Origin of the sequence: Vibrio natriegens NBRC 15636 = ATCC 14048 = DSM 759 (genome assembly GCF_035621455.1) — a bacterium.
GTDB classification, from domain to species: domain Bacteria; phylum Pseudomonadota; class Gammaproteobacteria; order Enterobacterales; family Vibrionaceae; genus Vibrio; species Vibrio natriegens.
Genome location: NZ_CP141822.1, coordinates 1,912,732 through 1,932,181, shown reverse-complemented (window position 1 = coordinate 1,932,181; position 19,450 = coordinate 1,912,732). Strand labels below are relative to the sequence as shown.

Annotated in this window: 16 protein-coding genes; 8 read left to right on the top strand and 8 right to left on the bottom strand. The window is 45.1% G+C overall.

What is annotated here, in order from left to right; genetic code table 11:
- Positions 1–38 precede the first annotated feature (38 nt).
- Together VER99_RS08765 and VER99_RS08760 are read left to right on the top strand one after the other, a co-directional pair.
- Positions 39–1,394, top strand: coding sequence for a cache domain-containing protein (locus VER99_RS08765; protein WP_014232366.1), 1,356 nt, complete (start codon positions 39–41; stop codon positions 1,392–1,394).
- Positions 1,387–2,025: a response regulator gene (locus tag VER99_RS08760; RefSeq protein WP_020335536.1), complete on the top strand. Its 639-nt coding sequence runs from the start codon at positions 1,387–1,389 to the stop codon at positions 2,023–2,025. The genes VER99_RS08765 and VER99_RS08760 overlap by 8 nt, the downstream gene beginning before the upstream one ends.
- A 37-nt stretch (positions 2,026–2,062) precedes the next feature.
- On the opposite strand, the gene cosR is transcribed toward VER99_RS08760, so the two are convergent.
- Positions 2,063–2,551 carry a MarR family transcriptional regulator CosR gene (gene cosR / locus VER99_RS08755; protein WP_014232364.1) on the bottom strand — a complete coding sequence of 163 codons (489 nt, stop codon included), beginning with the start codon at positions 2,549–2,551 and terminating at the stop codon, positions 2,063–2,065.
- Between the two features lie 392 nt (positions 2,552–2,943).
- Between cosR and VER99_RS08750 the strand changes: the two genes are divergently transcribed.
- Complete coding sequence (locus VER99_RS08750; protein WP_020335534.1) at positions 2,944–4,515, top strand: BCCT family transporter; 1,572 nt, start codon at positions 2,944–2,946, stop codon at positions 4,513–4,515.
- A gap of 208 nt (positions 4,516–4,723) precedes the next feature.
- A complete protein-coding gene (locus VER99_RS08745; RefSeq protein WP_020335533.1) occupies positions 4,724–6,607 on the top strand; it encodes a methyl-accepting chemotaxis protein in 1,884 nt (627 codons plus the stop codon).
- Positions 6,608–6,677: 70 nt separating this feature from the next.
- Here the strand turns inward: VER99_RS08745 and VER99_RS08740 are convergent, their stop codons facing one another.
- Positions 6,678–7,397: a 3'-5' exonuclease gene (locus tag VER99_RS08740; RefSeq protein ID WP_020335530.1), complete on the bottom strand. Its 720-nt coding sequence runs from the start codon at positions 7,395–7,397 to the stop codon at positions 6,678–6,680.
- 8 nt (positions 7,398–7,405) lie between these two features.
- Entirely contained in the window at positions 7,406–9,295 is a 1,890-nt protein-coding gene (locus tag VER99_RS08735; protein ID WP_020335529.1) for a DUF294 nucleotidyltransferase-like domain-containing protein, read from the bottom strand.
- 206 nt (positions 9,296–9,501) lie between these two features.
- Here VER99_RS08735 and VER99_RS08730 point away from each other — a divergent pair, with 206 nt between their 5' ends.
- The gene (locus tag VER99_RS08730) at positions 9,502–10,143 is read left to right on the top strand and encodes an outer membrane beta-barrel protein (RefSeq protein ID WP_020335528.1); all 642 of its coding nucleotides are present in this window, start codon (positions 9,502–9,504) and stop codon (positions 10,141–10,143) included.
- A gap of 68 nt (positions 10,144–10,211) precedes the next feature.
- Here VER99_RS08730 and VER99_RS08725 read toward each other — a convergent pair whose 3' ends face one another.
- Both VER99_RS08725 and VER99_RS08720 read right to left on the bottom strand, forming a co-directional pair.
- Positions 10,212–11,402, bottom strand: a complete 1,191-nt coding sequence (locus VER99_RS08725; protein WP_014232358.1) for an amino acid aminotransferase — start codon at positions 11,400–11,402, stop codon at positions 10,212–10,214.
- Between the two features lie 692 nt (positions 11,403–12,094).
- Positions 12,095–12,355, bottom strand: coding sequence for an SMI1/KNR4 family protein (locus tag VER99_RS08720; RefSeq protein ID WP_020335526.1), 261 nt, complete (start codon positions 12,353–12,355; stop codon positions 12,095–12,097).
- A 172-nt stretch (positions 12,356–12,527) separates the two neighbouring features.
- On the opposite strand from VER99_RS08720, the gene VER99_RS08715 reads away from it, so the two are divergent.
- Together VER99_RS08715 and VER99_RS08710 are read left to right on the top strand one after the other, a co-directional pair.
- Positions 12,528–13,925: an aminotransferase-like domain-containing protein gene (locus VER99_RS08715; RefSeq protein WP_031334744.1), complete on the top strand. Its 1,398-nt coding sequence runs from the start codon at positions 12,528–12,530 to the stop codon at positions 13,923–13,925.
- Positions 13,926–14,011: 86 nt separating this feature from the next.
- Positions 14,012–14,230: a hypothetical protein gene (locus VER99_RS08710; protein ID WP_020335524.1), complete on the top strand. Its 219-nt coding sequence runs from the start codon at positions 14,012–14,014 to the stop codon at positions 14,228–14,230.
- Positions 14,231–14,302: 72 nt separating this feature from the next.
- Here the strand turns inward: VER99_RS08710 and asnS are convergent, their stop codons facing one another.
- Entirely contained in the window at positions 14,303–15,703 is a 1,401-nt protein-coding gene (gene asnS, locus VER99_RS08705) for an asparagine--tRNA ligase (RefSeq protein ID WP_014232354.1), read from the bottom strand.
- A 513-nt stretch (positions 15,704–16,216) separates the two neighbouring features.
- On the opposite strand from asnS, the gene queD reads away from it, so the two are divergent.
- Entirely contained in the window at positions 16,217–16,579 is a 363-nt protein-coding gene (gene queD, locus VER99_RS08700) for a 6-carboxytetrahydropterin synthase QueD (protein ID WP_014232353.1), read from the top strand.
- Positions 16,580–16,712: 133 nt separating this feature from the next.
- On the opposite strand, the gene VER99_RS08695 is transcribed toward queD, so the two are convergent.
- The gene (locus tag VER99_RS08695; RefSeq protein ID WP_014232352.1) at positions 16,713–18,074 is read right to left on the bottom strand and encodes an L-serine ammonia-lyase; all 1,362 of its coding nucleotides are present in this window, start codon (positions 18,072–18,074) and stop codon (positions 16,713–16,715) included.
- Positions 18,075–18,172: 98 nt separating this feature from the next.
- Complete coding sequence (locus VER99_RS08690; protein WP_014232351.1) at positions 18,173–19,426, bottom strand: aromatic amino acid transport family protein; 1,254 nt, start codon at positions 19,424–19,426, stop codon at positions 18,173–18,175.
- Positions 19,427–19,450: the final 24 nt, after the last annotated feature.

The window sequence follows — 19,450 nt, the reverse complement described above, 5'->3', positions numbered from 1 at the left end:
GCGTTGACGCTTGGAGCAGCGTTTCATGGAGGGAAGGGATGCCTCTCAAAGCAAAGTTAATTCTGCTGACACTGATACCTGTGGTATTGGTGTCAGCCAGTATCAGTTGGATTTCTATCTACCAAGCCAAGACCCTTGGTCAGCGAGAAGTGGAGCTTTTCCACCAAAACCTCATTCAGTCAAAAGAAGCGGCGCTAAAGGATACCGTCGATGTTGCTTTTGACGCCATCATTCACATCTATAACGACACAACGATTGAAGAAGACGTTGCCAAAGCTCGTGTAAAAGCGATTTTAAACCACTTAACCTATGGGTCTGATGGGTACTTTTTTGCTTACGATAAACATGGCACTAACCTTGTCCATCCAGCACAACCTGATTTAGTCGGGGAGAACCTGCTTGGCCTCCAAGATGAGAATGGCGATCGACTCATTGAGGCGCTGTTATATCAAGCGCAAACGGGTGGTGGCTTTCACCAATACTTATGGCAAAAGCCGTCGACAGGTGAGGTTGTTCCAAAGCTCAGTTATGCGGGTTGGTTAGATAAGTGGGAGTGGATGGTCGGAACCGGGCTGTACATAGAGGATGTCAGCCAGGAAGTGGCCAGCATGCGCGCGGCAGTGAACAAAAATATCGAAACGACCTTCTTTTCGGTCGTTGTGATTCTGGTCGTTACGGTTGCCGTGATCATCGTATTAACCCTTGCCATTAACTTGCACGAACATCGCCTTGCAGATAAAAACCTGAAAGAACTGGCGTATAAAACCGTGATGTTTCAGGAAGATGAGAAAAAACATTTGGCGCGCGAGCTTCATGATGGCATCAATCAGCTGTTGGTCTCTAGCAAATGCCATTTAGATCTGATGAGTCATCGTTTGGAAGACGAAAAACTCAAGCAGCACTTGGATAAATCTCAACGTTCGTTAGTTACCGCCATCAATGAAGTCCGGCATATTTCCCACCAGTTGAGGCCAAGTGCGCTGGATGATATTGGTTTGGAAGCGGCGCTTACCACATTACTACAGGATTTTCACTCTCACTCTGGGATTGATATTGATAGCCATTTTGATACCCAGCAGCAAAAATTGACGTCGGAAGTCGCCACTACCTTATATCGCGTTGCTCAGGAATCATTGAATAACATCGAAAAGCACGCGAAAGCGAAAAAAGTGACGGTGATTTTGCAAAAAATGGGCAATATGCTGCAATTACTGATACGTGACGACGGAATTGGATTTGTCGTCAACCAAGCGGTCCATCGTCAAGGGATTGGCTTGCGAAACATGCAGGAGCGTGTTGAGTTTATTGGTGGTGAATTTGAATTGATGAGTGAACTCGGTCTGGGGACCGAAATAACCGTGCTGCTAAATTTGGATGAAGGTGTTTATGGATAAACCGATTAGTGTGTTGATTGTCGATGATCATCAGGTGGTGTTAGATGGTTTTATGGCACGGTTGGAACTAGAGCCGGACATTGAAGTCATAGGTACCGCCAGTAACGGCTTGGAAGCAATAGAAGTGGCCAAGCATCTTCATCCTGACGTGATCCTTATGGATATCAGTATGCCCATAATGAACGGCATTGAGGCAACGGGAATCATAAAAGAGGAAGTGCCTGAGAGCCGAATTTTGATGTTAACCATGCATGACAACCGAGAGTACATCATGAAAGTGATGCAAGCCGGGGCAGTAGGGTACATGTTGAAAGAGATTTCAGCAGAGAAAATGGTTCAGGCGATCAAAACGGTTAATCAGGGTTCAACCTATTTTTGTGAGTCCGTCACCCAGACGTTGTTCACGCAAGATGTTACCCCAATCAATCAAAGGCCTAACCCACTGAGTCGCAGAGAAGAAGCGGTGCTCAAATTAGTTGCGCAGGGGAATAGCAGCAAAAAAATCGCTACATTACTGAGTATCAGTTATAGAACAGTTGAAACACATCGTCATAATATTAAGCACAAGCTAGATCTGCATTCGACCGCCGAGTTGGCCAAATATGCATTTGAGACAGGACTTACCAAATAACACAGTGCCCGCGTCAGGCGAGCACTGACGGGAGTGATTACTCAGCTTTAGGAACGGTACCAGTAATGCTGCCAATTTCAAGCATTGGGGCAACGTCAATATCTTCTGCATTCATCATGGTCGAAATACGCTGTACTGAAGAAAGTAGCAGTGTTTGTTCCCATTCTTCCAGCTTCTGGAATCGATTAATGAAATGCTCTTGTAGCGGCGTCGGTGCTTGCTTTAATACTTCTTGTCCCTGTTCTGTCAGTACAGCGTGCACTTTGCGCTTATCTTCAACGCTACGGCGACGTTCTACAAACTGATTACGCTCTAATCGATCGAGAATGGTGGTCGCTGTGGCTTGACTCATATTGGTATGGCTAGACAATTGTTTGATAGTGACATTATCTAACTCGTTGATAGCACGCATTAAAATTAGCTGAGGTGCAGTCAGACCAGACTCTTTACTCAGCTTTTTAGAGTGTAAATCAATAGCGCGGATGATCTGACGAATCGAGACCAATACTTCTTCGTACTTTTCCAATTTATTCATCCAGTCTGTAGGAACATTTAACGAGGCGACACTAACTCAAATGCTTTGTTATTTAAAGAGCTGTGTAAAAAAATTCCGTCGTTTCTCTTCCGGCACTTCTTTGATGATTCCAATTTCCATTTACAGCATGGTGGAAGTGAATCACTACGCTCTAAAATTATTATAGCAACAATTGTTTGTGGTCTAATTATTAATGCAATGTGTTGCATTTATTTGGTCAGAAATCTCTGATTGAAAGGTAATAAATGTGGATTTTTTATGGAAAATCTAGACAAAAACACCTCAAATGTTAGGATCTTGACCCTTCACGGAATTTAAAACGTATCGTGTTCGAATGATTTTATTGTTTGGTGCGTAAAGATTACAAGAATTAGAGAGGAACGATGACAAAGGGTATAGATAAGTACAGTATCGATAGTACCGACTATACGGTAGGTCAGGATAACGTTCAAAAATGGGGGTTTGATGTACATAACCCTGTTTTTGGGATTAGTGCGGGTTTAATTGCACTGTTTCTTGTGGCTGCATTGGTTTTAGATGCACACACTGCTAAGACGGTACTTGATGGAATCAAATGGCAAATCATCGGTTCATTTGATTGGCTATTCATTATTTCAGGTAACATTTTCGTTATATTCTGCCTGGTACTGATAGTATCCCCGATGGGGAAAATCCGCCTCGGCGGTAAAGACGCAGTTTCCGATTACTCGTTCCTATCGTGGTTAGCTATGTTGTTTGCTGCAGGTATGGGTATTGGTCTTATGTTCTGGAGTGTGGCAGAACCCGTTGCTTACTTCACAGGTTGGTATGAAACACCATTAGGTGTGGAAGCAAACACCCCTGAAGCAGCGCGATTGGCATTGGGTGCAACGATGTTCCACTGGGGTCTGCACCCATGGGCCATTTACGGTGTTGTTGCGCTTTCCTTAGCTTTCTTCGCTTACAACAAAGGGCTTCCATTGTCGATGCGCTCGATCTTTTACCCACTATTGGGTGATCGTGCTTGGGGCTGGGCTGGCCATATTGTTGATATTTTAGCGGTACTGGCAACACTATTTGGTCTGGCAACATCGCTGGGTTTGGGAGCACAACAAGCCGCAAGTGGTATTCACCATGTGTTTGGTATCGAGGCTGGTATCGGGCTGCAGGTAATTGTCATCACTGTGGTGACATTACTTGCAGTGGTATCGGTTGTTCGCGGTATTGATGGCGGGGTGAAAGTCATCAGTAACATCAACATGATTGTTGCTTTCTTACTACTTATCCTTGTTGGTTTAATTGGCTGGGCGGCTAGCCTGGGCTCTATTCCAACCACATTGATGGCATACGTAGAAAACATCATTCCACTGAGCAACCCGTTTGGCCGTACTGACGAAGCGTGGTTCCAAGGCTGGACTGTATTCTACTGGGCTTGGTGGATTTCTTGGTCACCATTCGTAGGTATGTTTATCGCGCGTGTTTCCCGTGGCCGTACAGTACGAGAATTCATTACCGCGGTTCTGCTTGTTCCAACCGCAGTGACGGTGGTTTGGATGTCTGTATTTGGTGGTCTGGCTATCGAGCAGGTGGTTGATAAAGTGGGCGATCTAGGTGCGAATGGTCTGACTGACGTGTCACTGGCCATGTTCCAAATGTTTGATTCACTGCCATTTGGTAACATCCTGTCGTTTATTGCTATCGTTCTGGTTTTGGTGTTCTTTATTACCTCTTCAGATTCAGGCTCATTGGTTATCGACAGCATCACGGCAGGTGGTAAAGTTGACGCACCAGTGCCACAGCGAATTTTCTGGGCATTGATGGAAGGTGCCATTGCGGTTGCACTGCTTTGGATTGGTGGTTCGGAAGCCGTTCAGGCTCTGCAAGCCGGTGCCATCTCTACGGCGTTGCCATTCACTATCATCTTGCTTGCGATGTGTGTGAGCTTATTGATGGGTATGAGAACCGAGCGTCAATAGTCGGAATAAAATACTATGTTTAAAAAGCCAGCTTAGCTGGCTTTTTTTGTGTTGTTTTTCTGACGACAGACAAAAGAATGACACTGTTAAAGTTTATATCTTACAATAAGTTAGCAATGTAATTGATTGTTTTGAAACTTGGTGATTAGTGCCAAGAAAGTGTGTAATATTCACGCTCCTAGGTTGTCCTCCCAAATAATATAAAAATATGAAATTTTCACTAAAACAAAAACTTATCGGCGCGAGTCTTTCGGCTGTGGTTATTATGGCTGCTGCACTGACTTGGTTGTCGGCTGGTCAACTGTTTGATCAGACTTCTGCTGGTGTTTATTCAAGAGCACAAAGCTTGAGTGCCGTTGCATCGGAAGGGATTTCTGACTGGATTACCATCCGTAAAGAAATCGCCACCGCATTTAATGATTACTCGACCGAACAGGACGTTGTGCCGTTCTTACAGCAAGCACGCAAAGCTGGCGGCTTTGATGATATCTTCCTTGGTACGCCAAAAGGAGAGATGTACCGTTCTCATCCTGAGCGAAACCGTGCTGATTATGATCCGCGAACTCGCCCTTGGTATAAAGATGCCAATGTCGCGGGTAAACAGATCATCACTGAGGCTTATCAAGACGCGATCACCAATGCGCTTTTGGTTACTATCGCAGAGCCGGTTATGAAAAATGGTCAGTTTATCGGGGTAGTCGGGGCCGATGTTCTTATCGATCAGCTTATCAGTGATGTGATCAACTTAGATGCTGGTAAAAATGCCAACGCGATGTTGATTGACATGAACCAAGGGACGTTTCTTGCTCATCCGGATAAAAGTTTGACGTTAAAGCCAATCAGCAGCTTATCGACAGACTTTTCACGACAGGCGATCGAGCGCGCTGCTGACGAAGGTAAAATTGAAAGCACGATCATCAGAGGGGTAGAAAAACTCTACTACTTCCACAAAGTAGCGGGAACGCATTGGATGTTCGCCATTGAGATGGACCGCGCGACGGAAGAGGCGGGCAATGCAGTACTGTTGCGTGACTTGCTGATCACTGCTGTGATGATCACAATCGCGGTGATTGTTGCGGTTTCTTGGCTAGTTGGCTTCTTGTTCCGCGATCTAAACCGAGTATCTCATGCACTGGAAGAAATTGCTTCTGGTGAAGGTGATTTGACTCAGCGTCTGGAACCACGCAGTGACGACGAAGTTGGTAAACTGGCAGAAAACTTTAACCGCTTTGTTGGCAACATGCATACCATGGTGACCACACTTAGCCATGTCTCTTCATCACTGTCTGAACAGGCTCGTACCACGGCTCAGCAAGCAGAGGAACGTAGTCAGCGTATTTCTTATCAGCAAGATGAAATCAACATGGTGGCGACTGCGGTTAATGAAATGGCGGCCGCTACGCAAGAAATTGCGGGTAACGCAGAAAGCACGGCTAGCCACTCAGAAGAGGCGGTAGGCGCTTGCGCTCACGGTTCTAGCCAAGTTTCGCAGACGCAATCTTCAATCCAGAATCTGGCCAAAGAAGTGCAGGTTGCGACCGATGTTATTCAGGATTTGGAAGCGCACGGTAATAGCATCAATACGATTCTATCGACCATTCAAGACATCGCAGAACAAACAAACTTGCTGGCACTTAACGCTGCTATTGAAGCGGCACGAGCAGGTGAGCAAGGACGTGGCTTTGCCGTGGTTGCTGATGAAGTTCGTGTATTGAGCCAACGCACACACGCTTCAACAAAAGAAATTCAAGAAACCATCGAGATGCTGCAAGGTACGACCAAGAAAGCGGTGGGTATCATGGGTGATAGCCGTCTTCTGGCTGATACCAGCGTTGATGATGCGAACTCAGCAGCAGCGAGTCTGACTCAAATTCATAGCGCAGTTGAGCAAATCAACGACATGGCAACACAGATCGCTTCTGCTGCTGAAGAACAAGCGTCGGTAACGACAGAGATTACTCGTAACACTGAAGGCATTCGTGATGTTTCTAACGAGCTTTCAGCAGAAGCGCATCAAGCTGCTGAACAAGCCGCTTACTTGTCTGAGCTATCACATGAGCTTGAGCAGGAAATCAAACGCTTTAAGTTATAATTTCGAAATATCTCGAGCGCGTTAAATTAAAAAGGAGCCATTGGCTCCTTTTTGTTTTTCTGGCTGTAGGCTAAAGCCAGAATTCGCTGATTGCTTGACTTTCATCGTAATGGTGCGCGATTTGTGCCTGAAGCAGTTCAGCAGTAGCTATCGCATCAGTCAGAGCGTGATGAGGAGTATAGTCCGGCAAGCCATAACGGCGTCGTGATTGAGCTAATCGCAACGATTCTGGTTTCTTGCCTTTTAACGACTCCCACAGACTTCCCGGTCGCTTTTTCTGAATGTCTTCCTCTATCTGGAAAGTATCCAATACCGGAAATTCAATGCCTTCATTGATGCGATCTCGCAATGCTTTATCGAGAAATTCCCTCTCTATGCGACGATAATGCACCACTACGATCTTACCGCTTAAACAGGGCAACAGTTCATTGAGAATATCCCCTAAATCAGGCGCATCAATCAGCTCACTATGGGTAATACCGTGAATGATGACAGAGTCTTCATCCAGCTTTTGTTTCGGTCTTACTTTCCAATGACGAGCATTACGCAAAAAGATACGCTTCAGGTTAAAAGGGACCAGCCCAATCGTAATGATGTCGTTCTTATCAGGATCTAAGCCCGTGGTTTCTAAATCCAGTGCGACAAACTCAACGTCTGAAATCGGTGTGTCTGGCGATGGTAATTCAGTGCCGTAAAAGGCTACCAGATTTTCATCCGTCGCCATCTCGACTTTTTGCTTAAACTTCGTGTGCCATTGGATAGTCGGCTTTTGAAAGAGCTTTTTTAACATGTTAAGCCTCACTTAAAGCTCTTGTTTGCTTGATAGCGAAACTTAAGGAAGTTTTGGCCATTACTCAGAATTTGGAAGGCATCCTTAAGGTTTCGGCGCTCAAAGTCCGACAGATTCTCCGGTTCAATATTGTTGTCAGGCTCAATGCCCATTTCAACATCGTACGCTTGGTGGCGAATTCGAACCATGGAGATGAACTCTAACGCATCTTTTAAATCTTGAGCGCGACCTTTTGGCAGAATACCGGCGTCAATAATGTCATCTAGGCGTTCAAATGAGTTCTGTGTACGAGATCCAACAGCCAACGCGTGAACCCTGATCAAATCGACCAGCGGGGCTGTACCACGACGCTTGAGGTTGATGGAGTTTTTATGCTGCCCATCTTTTTCCACCACAAAGCTCTTAAAGAAGCCGAGTGGAGGCGTTCGGTTAAGTGCGTTACGTGCAAGGCAAGCCAGGAAGCGATTGTTTTTACGTGCACGACGGACGATAAAGCTGGTTAACTGCTCTGCCCATTTTAGTCGTCCGTACACGCCGTCCAAATCAAAGAAGATGGATGCGTTGAGCAAGGCTTTCGGGTTTGGATCGTCGATCCAGTCGGCGAAACACTCTTCCCATTGTGAACGTGTCATTCTCCACATTGGGTTGGTTGCCATGATATCGCCTGTACAATATTTGTAGCCACAGGCATCTAAGCCATCGCTGACAAACTGCGCTAACTCCTCAAAATATTTACCATGCTTCGACTCCTGGTAGCTTTCGTCGAGAATGATGGCATTGTCCTGATCGGTAACCAGAAGCTGCTCATCACGCCCCATGGAGCCAAGCGCGAGAAAACAGTAAGGGACAGGTGGTGGACCTAACTTTTCTTCGGCCATTTCCAGTAAGCGCTGTTTGAAGCTACGACCGATTACGGACATGGCACTGCCGACCATGTGAGAATTGGCGTCCTCGTTCACCAAACGAACAAAACTGCTTTTGACTTCTTCAGCGACGGCGGCCAGCTCTTCGATGGTGTGCTGGTGGAAAATACTGCTTACAAGTAGCAATGAGTTTTGTGATTCGTAACGAACAATATCCGTCGTTTCAATGATACCGATTGGCTGTTGATCTTTCACAACAGGGAGGTGGTGCACGTTATAACGCAACATTTTCAGCATGGCTTCATAGATGTAAGCGTTATGATCGAGTGAGATCACTTCGGTAGTCATTACCGTTGCAACATCTTCATGTGGGGATAAACCCTCGGCCAGTACACGCGCGCACAAGTCTCGGTCGGTGACAATACCTAATACTGGAGACTGTGGGTCGTCTTCGTCTCGCACAAAGTCCGGGTCAATAATAAGCAGTGACGAGACGTTATCTTCTGCCATAATTTTTGCTGCTTCCTGAATCGACTGGCCACGCTCGATCGTCGGAGTGTCACGCGTTAGCAACGTTTTCACTTTGGAAGTCGTGAGATCGTTGGCTTCTTTATTTTCAGAGATAGCCATGCGCAGGCGAGCGCTGTTTTCAACTTCGACAAAGTCAGCAAATGAGTCGTAGTTATCGTACATTTCCTGGAAAACGTCGCCAGGGATACAGTAGATCAGGGCATCATCGATCGCTTTTACAGGAAAACGAACTTTATTATTGGTAAGCAGGCCCATCTGACCAAAAAGATCGCCTTCATCCAGTCTGCTATAAAGTTCACCTTTACGTCGGTAAACCTCAACGACGCCACTTCTCACGACGAAGAGCTCTTGAACTTCATCTCCAAAGTGGATAATCGGAGTATCTTCTCGATAATACGAAATTTCGACACTTTCGGTGACTTTGCTTAGTGCTTCTTCTGGGAGTTCGTTAAAAGGGGGATACTTGGCGAGAAAGTTATAAATCTCGAGAAGTTCTGCATCCATAAGGTTGCCTTTTGATTTTCAAGTAATAAAGTAATCTTAACTTAGTTTTAAAACAGAGTCTTACTCGTTCGTTGTTTTGAGCACTTAATCATAAGATTCCGACGTGTAACACGACAATAGTAATGTCATTCGGCTAATATCGTGGATGTCGAATGAGTAAAATCGGGTTACGAAAGCATCTATTGATTCTCATGAAAGGAAATCGAATGTTGAGAAGTTTATTACTTGTGCCACTTTGTGTTTTTTCTGCACTTAGCGTTGCTTCAGAGGCGGAACAAGCGGACAAATTTGGTTATGAACATATTTATCTAAACGTTGGTGCAGGGACAACCAACGAAGAATGGTTAGAAAATGCGAATGTTACGACGATTGATTTGGGTGGTAACTATTTAGTCACGGATAACTGGCTGTTTAATGCAGACTATTCCGCACAGTTTTTTCATCCAGATACTTACACGCTGCGCATCGATCGTTTAACGGTTGGTGGTGGTTACCGATATGGCATAACCCAACAACTCGACCTTTACGGTGTTTATCGTTTAGGTGCAATTAAGGCAAAAGCAACGGATGACGATACGGATAAAACACTGGTATCCGAATCGGAATTCCTACACGCGGCAGTATTTGGCGCAAACTACTTGCTGAGTGAAACGCTGATTGTTAACGCTGAGATTGAAGCCAATCGCAGTGATATTGTTGACGAAAACAAATATAAAATCGGCTTTAACTATCAGTGGCATGACGTCATTGGTACCGGTCTATACTACCAATACCGAGATACGGACTACTCGGGAGCACCCTCTGATTACATCAATGAGGTGGGTTTAAGCCTCAGGTTCGTTTACTAGCTTAAAGTCTTAATTGAATACAAAAAAGGTCAGCAAGTGCTGACCTTTTCTTATCTTATCGCTGCAGATTAAAGAACTGCTGCAATGCCTTTACATAGTGGGCCCATGTTTGACTTAGTCATACCAGCCACACTGATTCGGCCAGAGCCGACAATGTAAATAGCGAATTCTTCTTTCAGACGGTTCACTTGCTCTTTAGATAGACCAGAGAAAGAGAACATGCCGTTTTGGCGTTCGATAAAGCTAAAGTCTGCATCTACACCTTCTTCTTTCAGTGTCGCTACAAACAACTCACGCATCTCTTGGATACGATCGCGCATTTCTGCTACTTCTGCTTCCCATTCTGCACGAAGGTCAGCATCGTTTAGAATATGCGTAACAACAGCGCTACCGTGAGCTGGTGGGTTCGAGTAGATAGAACGGATGATTGCTTTAACTTGTGAGAATGCTGTTGTTGCCACTTCTTCTGACTCAGCAACAAGAGTGAAGGCACCTACACGCTCGTTGTAAAGACCGAAGTTTTTAGAGAACGAGCTAGCAACTAGGATTTCTTTGTTGTACTTGGCAAAAGTACGTAGACCTGCTGCATCTTCCTCTACACCTTTCGCGAAACCTTGGTATGCGAAGTCGAATAGAGGAAGCAATTTCTTCTCTGCCACTAGCTTAGCTAGTGTTTCCCACTCTTCTGCTGTTGGATCGATACCAGTAGGGTTGTGGCAGCAGCCGTGTAGAAGAACGATGTCGCCTTCAGAAGCCGCTTGAAGATCGTTAAGCATCGCATCGAAGTCTTTGTCTTTTGTTTCTGCGTTGTAGTAGCTGTATTGAGCAGTTTCGATGCCAGCCGCAGTGAACACACCATTGTGGTTTGCCCAAGTAGGGTTGCTGATCCAGATTTTAACGTCGCCTAGCTGACGTTTGATGAATTCACCAGCAACACGCAGTGCACCTGTACCACCTGGCGCTTGAGCTGTTTTTGCACGTTTGTCTGCAACCACTTCAGCGCTCTCGCCGAATAGCAGTTTTTGTACTGCTAGAGCGTATTCTGCAGTCCCTTCGATGGTTAGGTAAGATTTAGTTTTCTCAGTCTCAATTAGAGCTGCTTCAGCTTTCTTTACCGTAGCAAGAACAGGGGTTTCACCTTGTTCGTTTTTGTAAATACCTACGCCAAGGTTGATTTTTTCTGCGCGAGTATCTTTTTTAAATTCTTCAGTAAGACCAAGAATAGGGTCGGCCGGAGCGGCTACTACTTTTTCAAACATAATCTTCATCCATGTTAATCGAAGGGTGTGCCCGTATTTATACCTTTCAGCATTACTTGTTACAACACCTTCTGATAAGAAAACCTAAAAAAGATGCTATTAGAAATCGAATTCAAAGATAAACCAGACTTTTGGCATGCTAACAGTGCTAAGAAGGGGAGTTAGAAGCAAGCTTTATCGAGAATTGATGCTGTTTTGTACATCGAATGCAATCGTTTACTTCGAAAGTGTCTATGTGCCAAATTGTTACGGAAAAGTTACATGGTTCTGCTTAACTGATGGCATAGAAAGCCTAGGTAAACTCGTTACAAAACAAGAACGCAAAACTAACACCGGAGAATCAGATAGAGATGTTTTTGGGTTCAATTTCTTGTTCTTCTTTTTTAATGGATTTTTGAGGTTAATGTCGGGTTTGACTGGATTGGACGAGAAACCAGATTAGACGTTGTTTTTTCTATGTCAGGATGTCTTTATTTGATTCAAAATTACGTCAACTAGAGGTCATTGGGTGGAATATTGGCAAACTTAACAGAGCATAGCTGGTTAACGAAAACACTTTCGTTGTTTTGACCCGGAGGTGTGCATCATCAATGACTCAATACAACCAACATATTTAAGATAGCACTTATAGCCAGTGAGCCGACCCGCTAGTCGGCCCATGATGATGCACCTAATTTTACCGATGTGCGCGTCTAGTCGTCTTGTTTTTCTTCTTTGCTAGCGTTTTCCTCGTTGAGGTGTTTTACAATCGCCTCTTTAGCATGTTCTTCCGTTGCTGTTTCACCTGGTGGCACAACGAGATCCGCCATTTTGTGTACACCCATTGCATCTTCAGCAATATGTAACCAGTCTGGGTGCCAATAATAAGGATCGGACGCACCAGGGTGGTCCCAGCTATGGACACCTTTATGCGCTCCTCGGTATGAGAGATCATCCATGGTAAACACTTTCATAACTTCCTCCAAAAACGTCATTTCTTTGAAAGTATGGAACATAATTCTACACTTCGGATCGCGAATTCATCTTACTAAGATTGATTAATTACCTTGCAAGAACGATAAGTCAGCTATCAGAATATCGGCGCGAAGTATGCTAAGGTTCACCCGAAGTCAAAGTGAGAGAATGATGAATCGATACCGTCAATTAGCTGAGCTGTTTAAAACTCAGATTCAGCAGAATACATGGAGAGCAGGGGAGAAGCTGCCATCTGTGCGTGTGACCAGCCGTAATCATTCAGTGAGTGCGGGGACGGTATTACAGGCTTACCAGTTACTGGAAGCTCAGGGCTGGGTAAGTGCTAAACCTCAATCCGGCTATTATGTTACGGCCGAATTAGAGCGTTTTGAGGCAAGCAATGAAGTCGTGCCAGCTTATCGCTCTAGCTTCAATGATGAGCTTTACGATTATCTTAAACATCAAGGATTGCCCGATGCAGTGCGTTTGGGCTCCGCGTTTCCCGACGCCAGTTTATTTCCTTTCGAAGCCTTAAACCGCAACCTCGCCAGCTCTGGCCGTAAAATGGGGCCAGAAAGCTTGCTTGATAACATGCCTCCGGGGAGTGAGTCATTACGTCGTTTGATCGCGCAACGGTACATACAGCAAGGCATATTGATTACGCACGAAGATATTGTGATCACCTCTGGCGCGCTCGAGGCGTTGAATCTGAGCTTGCAAGCGGTTACTCAGCCCGGAGATACGGTTGTTGTGGAGTCACCGGCTTTTTATGGTGCGCTTCAAGCGATAGAACGTCTTGGGCTGAAGGCAATCGAGGTTTCTGTAGACAGCCAAAACGGGCATGATCTTGAACAGCTTGAAGCAATATTTGCAAAACATGCTGTTCGCGCTTGTTGGCTGATGGTTAATTTTCACAACCCGACGGGTGCACTGCTGTCAGATGAACAAAAGGAACGGATTGTCCGGATGGCGGAACAACACGATGTCTACTTGATTGAAGATGATGTCTATTCCGAGCTTTATTTCACGGCAAATAAACCGACGTCTCTTAAAACTTTTGACACGCAAGGGCGAGTGCTTCACTGCTCCTCACTCTCTAAGAGTCTCTGTCCGGGGTATCGGCTAGGATGGGTCGTAAACCATCGCTTTAACGAGCCGATCCAAAAGCTACAACTTATCTCTACTTTGTCGGGTAGTGCACCGATTCAGCAAGGTATCGCCCATTATCTGCAAAATGACAGCTACGACAATCACTTGAGAAAGCTTCGAAAAATCATGCAACAGCGCCAAAGCTTGTTCATTGAACTTATACAACGCTACTTGCCCCAAAACCTGATTTATAACGTACCTGAAGGTGGCTACTTTGTATGGGTTAAGTTGCCAAATGGGACGGACAGCAAGTCGATTTATCAAGCTTTGTTGCAACAACAGATAACTGTGGCATATGGGAAGTTGTTTTCAAGCGATACCAAGTTTAAAAACTACCTGCGACTAAATACTTCCATGCCTCTCGATGGGGCATTAGAAAATGCCATCAAGAAAATAGGCGAGTTACTGACAACTGTTTAGGCATTTATCACGTTAACTGTACCAGTTCATCTTACTTGGATTGTGGTTTAATCAATGCAGTAACAACTTCTTACCTCGGAGTGATGATGAAAAAGCAGTTGGTGAAACATGAATTAACACTGATCATTGTGGCGATATTTAGCGCTTTCTTACTGGTGTTTGGACACCTTATTTTGGCCAAGTCATTTGCACATTATGCGTGGGTTGAATACACCGCTGCGGTCATTCCGTTCGTTATCTTTGGTTTGTGTTTTGTCGGTGTGAGGTATGCGGTGAAAGCCGATCAAGAGGAAAGTAATTCTTAATTTGGTGAGTGCCAGATAAAACAAAAGACCTCCACTTGGGAGGTCTTTTTAATTCTGTTTCACTAAAAGTGATTAGAAGTTCGCAGAACGTGGTGTACGTGGGAATGGGATCACGTCACGAACGTTGCCCATGCCTGTTACGTAAGAAACCAGACGCTCGAAGCCTAGACCAAAGCCTGCGTGTGGCACTGTGCCGTAACGACGTAGGTCGCGGTACCAGCTCATGTGCTCTGGGTCGATACCCATTTCACGCATACGTGAATCTAGGATGTCTAGACGTTCTTCACGTTGAGAACCACCGATGATTTCACCGATGCCTGGTGCTAGAACGTCCATCGCTGCTACTGTTTTGCCATCGTCGTTCATACGCATGTAGAACGCTTTGATGTCTTTCGGGTAGTTCTTAACGATTACTGGCGCTTTGAAGTGCTCTTCCGCTAGGAAACGCTCGTGCTCAGAAGACATGTCGATACCCCATTCAACTGGGAATTCGAACTCACGACCAGAATCCAGAAGGATTTGGATTGCGTCTGTGTAGTCTACTTGTGCGAAGTCAGAAGAAACGAATTGCTCCAGACGAGTGATCGCTTCTTTGTCGATGCGTTGTGCGAAGAACTCAAGGTCATCACGACGCTCTTCAAGTACTGCTTTAAATACGTACTTCAGCATGTCTTCAGCAAGTTTTGCTACGTCGTCTAGCTCTGCAAACGCAACTTCAGGCTCAACCATCCAGAATTCAGCCAGGTGGCGGCTTGTGTTTGAGTTTTCAGCACGGAAAGTAGGACCGAAAGTGTAAACTTTGCTGATTGCACAAGCGTAAGCTTCCGCGTTTAACTGACCAGAAACTGTCAGGAACGTCTCTTTACCGAAGAAGTCTTCGTTGTAATCTACTTTGCCAGCGTCTGTGCGAGGTAGGTTTTCCATGTCTAGCGTAGAAACGCGGAACATTTCACCCGCACCTTCTGCGTCAGAAGCGGTGATTAGTGGCGCAGATACCCAGAAGTAACCTTGCTCGTGGTAGAAACGGTGAATAGCTTGAGACAGGCAGTTACGTACACGAGCTACCGCGCCGATCACGTTTGTACGTGGACGAAGGTGCGCTACTTCACGTAGGTACTCGATCGAGTGACGAGTTTTTGCCATTGGGTAAGTTTCAGCATCTTCAACCCAACCAACAACTTTAACGTCAGTTGCTGCCAGCTCGAAGTCCTGACCTTTCGCAGGAGACTCAACAATCTTACCAGTTACTTCAACAGAGCAGCCTGTAGTCAGCTTTAATACTTCGTCGTCGTAATTATTAAGATTATTAGGGACCACGGCCTGAATCGGGTCGAAACAAGAGCCGTCATAAATGGCAAGGAAAGAGATTCCAGCTTTGGAATCACGACGTGAACGGATCCAGCCACGAACAGTCACTTCACTGTCTACTGCTAGCTGACCTTTCAAAACGTCTGATACAGGCGCGTAAGTCATGTTTTCAATATTCTCCATAGAGGTAAAAATTCAACGCAACGCTCTTTAAAGTCCTTGTTTCATAATCTTTTTGTTTAAAAAACAAGCAAAGCGCCGGGTTGGGTAGAATTTTACAGATTCAACGAGACATATTACCTGTCAATTCGTCAGCTTCAACCTTTATATTCATTTTGAAGGTCAGAAAAAGATGATTTCATCTTAGTTTTACCCCGGATGAAAGCAGGAATAGCGAAAAACGTTCAGACAGAAATGCAAGTAGACACTGATATTCCGTTTATGGGGAGTTCGAAACTACGTTTTTAAACACATGCCGCGTTAATCACACTGTTTTCTTTGTGTATTCATAACGTGATTATTATGTAATCAAATAACTGGCGAATGGCAAAACTCGACGCTCGGATATCATTCACTTAAATAAAAATACTGATTTATGGCTCAATAATGGACTAATGCTTGTCTCTTGGCAGTGATTTCCTTAGTATATCGCGTCTTTTTTAAAGCCTGAGAATCAAGATGAAAACAGAATTGTACAAAGAGTTCATGTTCGAAGCGGCACACCACTTGCCACATGTACCCGAAGGTCATAAGTGTGGTCGTTTGCACGGACACTCTTTCCTTGTTCGTCTTTATGTAGAAGGTGAGGTAGACCCACATACGGGTTGGGTTGTGGATTTTGCAGAAATCAAAGCCGCTTTCAAACCAATTTACGATCGTTTAGACCATTACTACTTAAACGATATTGAAGGCCTGGAAAACCCAACCAGCGAAGTGCTCGCGAAATGGATTTGGCAGCAACTGAAACCAAGCCTTCCGCTGCTAAGCAAAGTAGAGATCAAAGAAACTTGCACAGCAGGTTGTATCTACAAAGGCGAGTAATCGCAACTAGCGTCATTTACAAAGGCAAGCTTACCGGCTTGCCTTTGTTGTATCTGGAAGATGAAAACTACGCTAAACGCAGATACAAAAAAGCCCGAGCAGATGGCTCGGGCTTGGTGTTCAGAAGGTAGGATTAGCAGATAACTTTTATTGCCAGACCACCTTGAGAAGTTTCTCGGTATTTCGCGTTCATGTCTTTACCTGTCTCTAGCATGGTTTCGATAACCTTATCCAGAGATACGGTAGGAGCTGAAGAACGACGCAAAGCCATACGAGTCGAGTTGATCGCTTTTACAGCCGCAATACCATTACGCTCGATACATGGAACCTGTACCTGACCAGCGACAGGGTCACATGTCAGACCCAGGTTGTGCTCCATTGCGATTTCTGCTGCCATACAAACCTGCTCTGGGCTACCACCCATCAGCTCTGCAAGGCCAGCAGCTGCCATTGAACACGCCACGCCAACTTCGCCCTGACAGCCAACTTCTGCGCCAGAGATAGATGCATTACGCTTGTAAAGACCACCGATTGCACCAGAAGCTGCAAAGTAACGGATGTAGTCTTTCTCTGATACGGTTTGAATGAACTTGTCATAGTAAGCCAGTACCGCAGGGATAATGCCACACGCACCGTTCGTTGGTGCTGTTACAACACGACCACCTGCTGCGTTTTCTTCGTTTACAGCAAACGCAAACATGTTTACCCAGTCAACCACAGACATAGGATCGTTGGTTGTCTTTTCAGAAGTAAGCAGTTGTTGGCGAAGCGCTGCAGCACGGCGAGGCACACGCAGTGGACCAGGCAGAATGCCTTCTTCGTTCATACCGCGATCCATACATTCGCGCATGGTACGCCAGATGTTCGCGAAGTAGGTACGAGTCTCTTCGTCAGAATGAAGCGCTTGTTCATTTTTCATGGTTAGCGCACTGATAGAAAGGCCACTTTCACGGCACTGATTTACCAGTTCTTCTGCTGTTGTAAATGGGAAAGGAACTTTGATCGGGTTCTCTTCCTCTTTACCGAAGTTTTCTTCATCAACGATAAAACCACCACCGATAGAGTAGTAGGTCTTTGAGTATGCTTTTTCGTCATCAATCCAAGCGTGGATTTGCATACCATTTTCGTGAAGTTCCAAATTCGTTTTGTGGAAGTTCATTCCACCTTCGCGCGGAAACGATACTGTATGACAGTGCATGCCAACAGGAAGACGTTCAGTTTCTTCTACGCGAGCAATAAAGCCCGGAATAGAATCGATATCTACTTTCTCAGGGGAGTTGCCTGCAAGACCCATGATAATAGCAATATCTGTGTGGTGACCTTTCCCTGTCAGTGATAGCGATCCATAAACGTCAACGGTGATTTTAGTGATGTCGCGTAATTTTCCCATTGCGCGAAGATCATCAATAAACTCTTTACCCGCTTTCATTGGGCCTACAGTGTGTGAGCTTGAAGGTCCAACACCGATTTTATAGATATCAAATACACTAATCATATCGATTACCTCAGAAGAAAGCCTCCCAAGGGGATTTGGGAGGCTTAATTTTTTATCGTTATATTTTTCGATTAATCACGCTGGTATTTCAGCTGAGATTAAAGAGCGCCGTAGATTACAGAACTAATCGCTGCAAGACCACAGATAGCTGTGAAAATTTGCACAGGTGCTGAAGTTTTGTACTTCGCCATTGCTGGAACTTTGTGCATAGCGAAAACAGGCATCAGGAATAGGATTGCCGCAATCATTGGCGCACCCATCGTTTCAATCATACCTAGGATGCTTGGGTTAACGATAGCAACCACCCAAGTAGTTAGTACGATGAAGATTAGAGACGCTTTTTCAATCTTGCTTACTTGAGTGTTAGAGCGAGACTTGATTAGGCCAACCAGACCTTCGTGAGCACCCAGGAAGTGACCGAAGTAGCTAGAAGTGATTGCTGCAAACGCAACCAGTGGACCTAAGTAAGAGATCAGTGGAGACTCATGAACGTTCGCTAAGTAAGAAAGAACAGAGATGTTTTGTGCTTGTGCTGTAGCCAACTGCTCTGGAGACAGAGAAAGAACCACAGAGAACACGAAGAACATAACAAAGCCCATTAGCATCATTGCTGCACCGCCAGTGATAGCGTCAGTTTTCTTCACTGCATTTTCACCGTAAACACGACGTTGCTCTTTAGAGAACTGAGAAATGATAGGGCTGTGGTTGAATGAGAACACGATGATTGGAATTGCCAGCCAAACGATTGAAGGCATTTCACCCCAGTTTGGTGAAACTTCCATCATTGAAGTATTCCACTCAGGAATCAGGTAGAAAGACAGCGCTAGTAGAATGAATACCAGTGGGTAAACCATTGCTGATGTTGCTTTCAGCATGAGCTCTTTACCAAATACCACACCTGTAGTCATTGCTGCGATCAGAGCACCAGACAGTAGCCAGCGAGGAATAGATTCCATGCCCATTTGGTTAACCAGGAATGAGTCAACCGTGTTAGTGATGCCGACACCGTAGATAAGTACGATAGGGTAAATAGCGAAGAAGTAAGCGAAAGTAATAAGGTTTGCGCCAGTTTTACCGAAGTGCTCTTCTACTGTGTCAGTGATGTCTGCTTCTGGATTCTTAGCTGAAAGAACAAAGCGAGCCAGAGATTTGTGTGCGAACCAAGTCATTGGTGCTGCGATTAGGGCTAGGATTACTAATGGCCAGAAACCACCAGCACCCGCTTTAATCGGAAGGAATAATACACCTGCACCTACGGCTGTACCGAACAGCGACAGACACCAGGTGAAGTCTTTGTAAGAAAACTTACTAGACGATTGTGCGGTAGAAACCGCAGAATTGATTGAATTCATTTTATGTTTACTCATTTTGGGAAC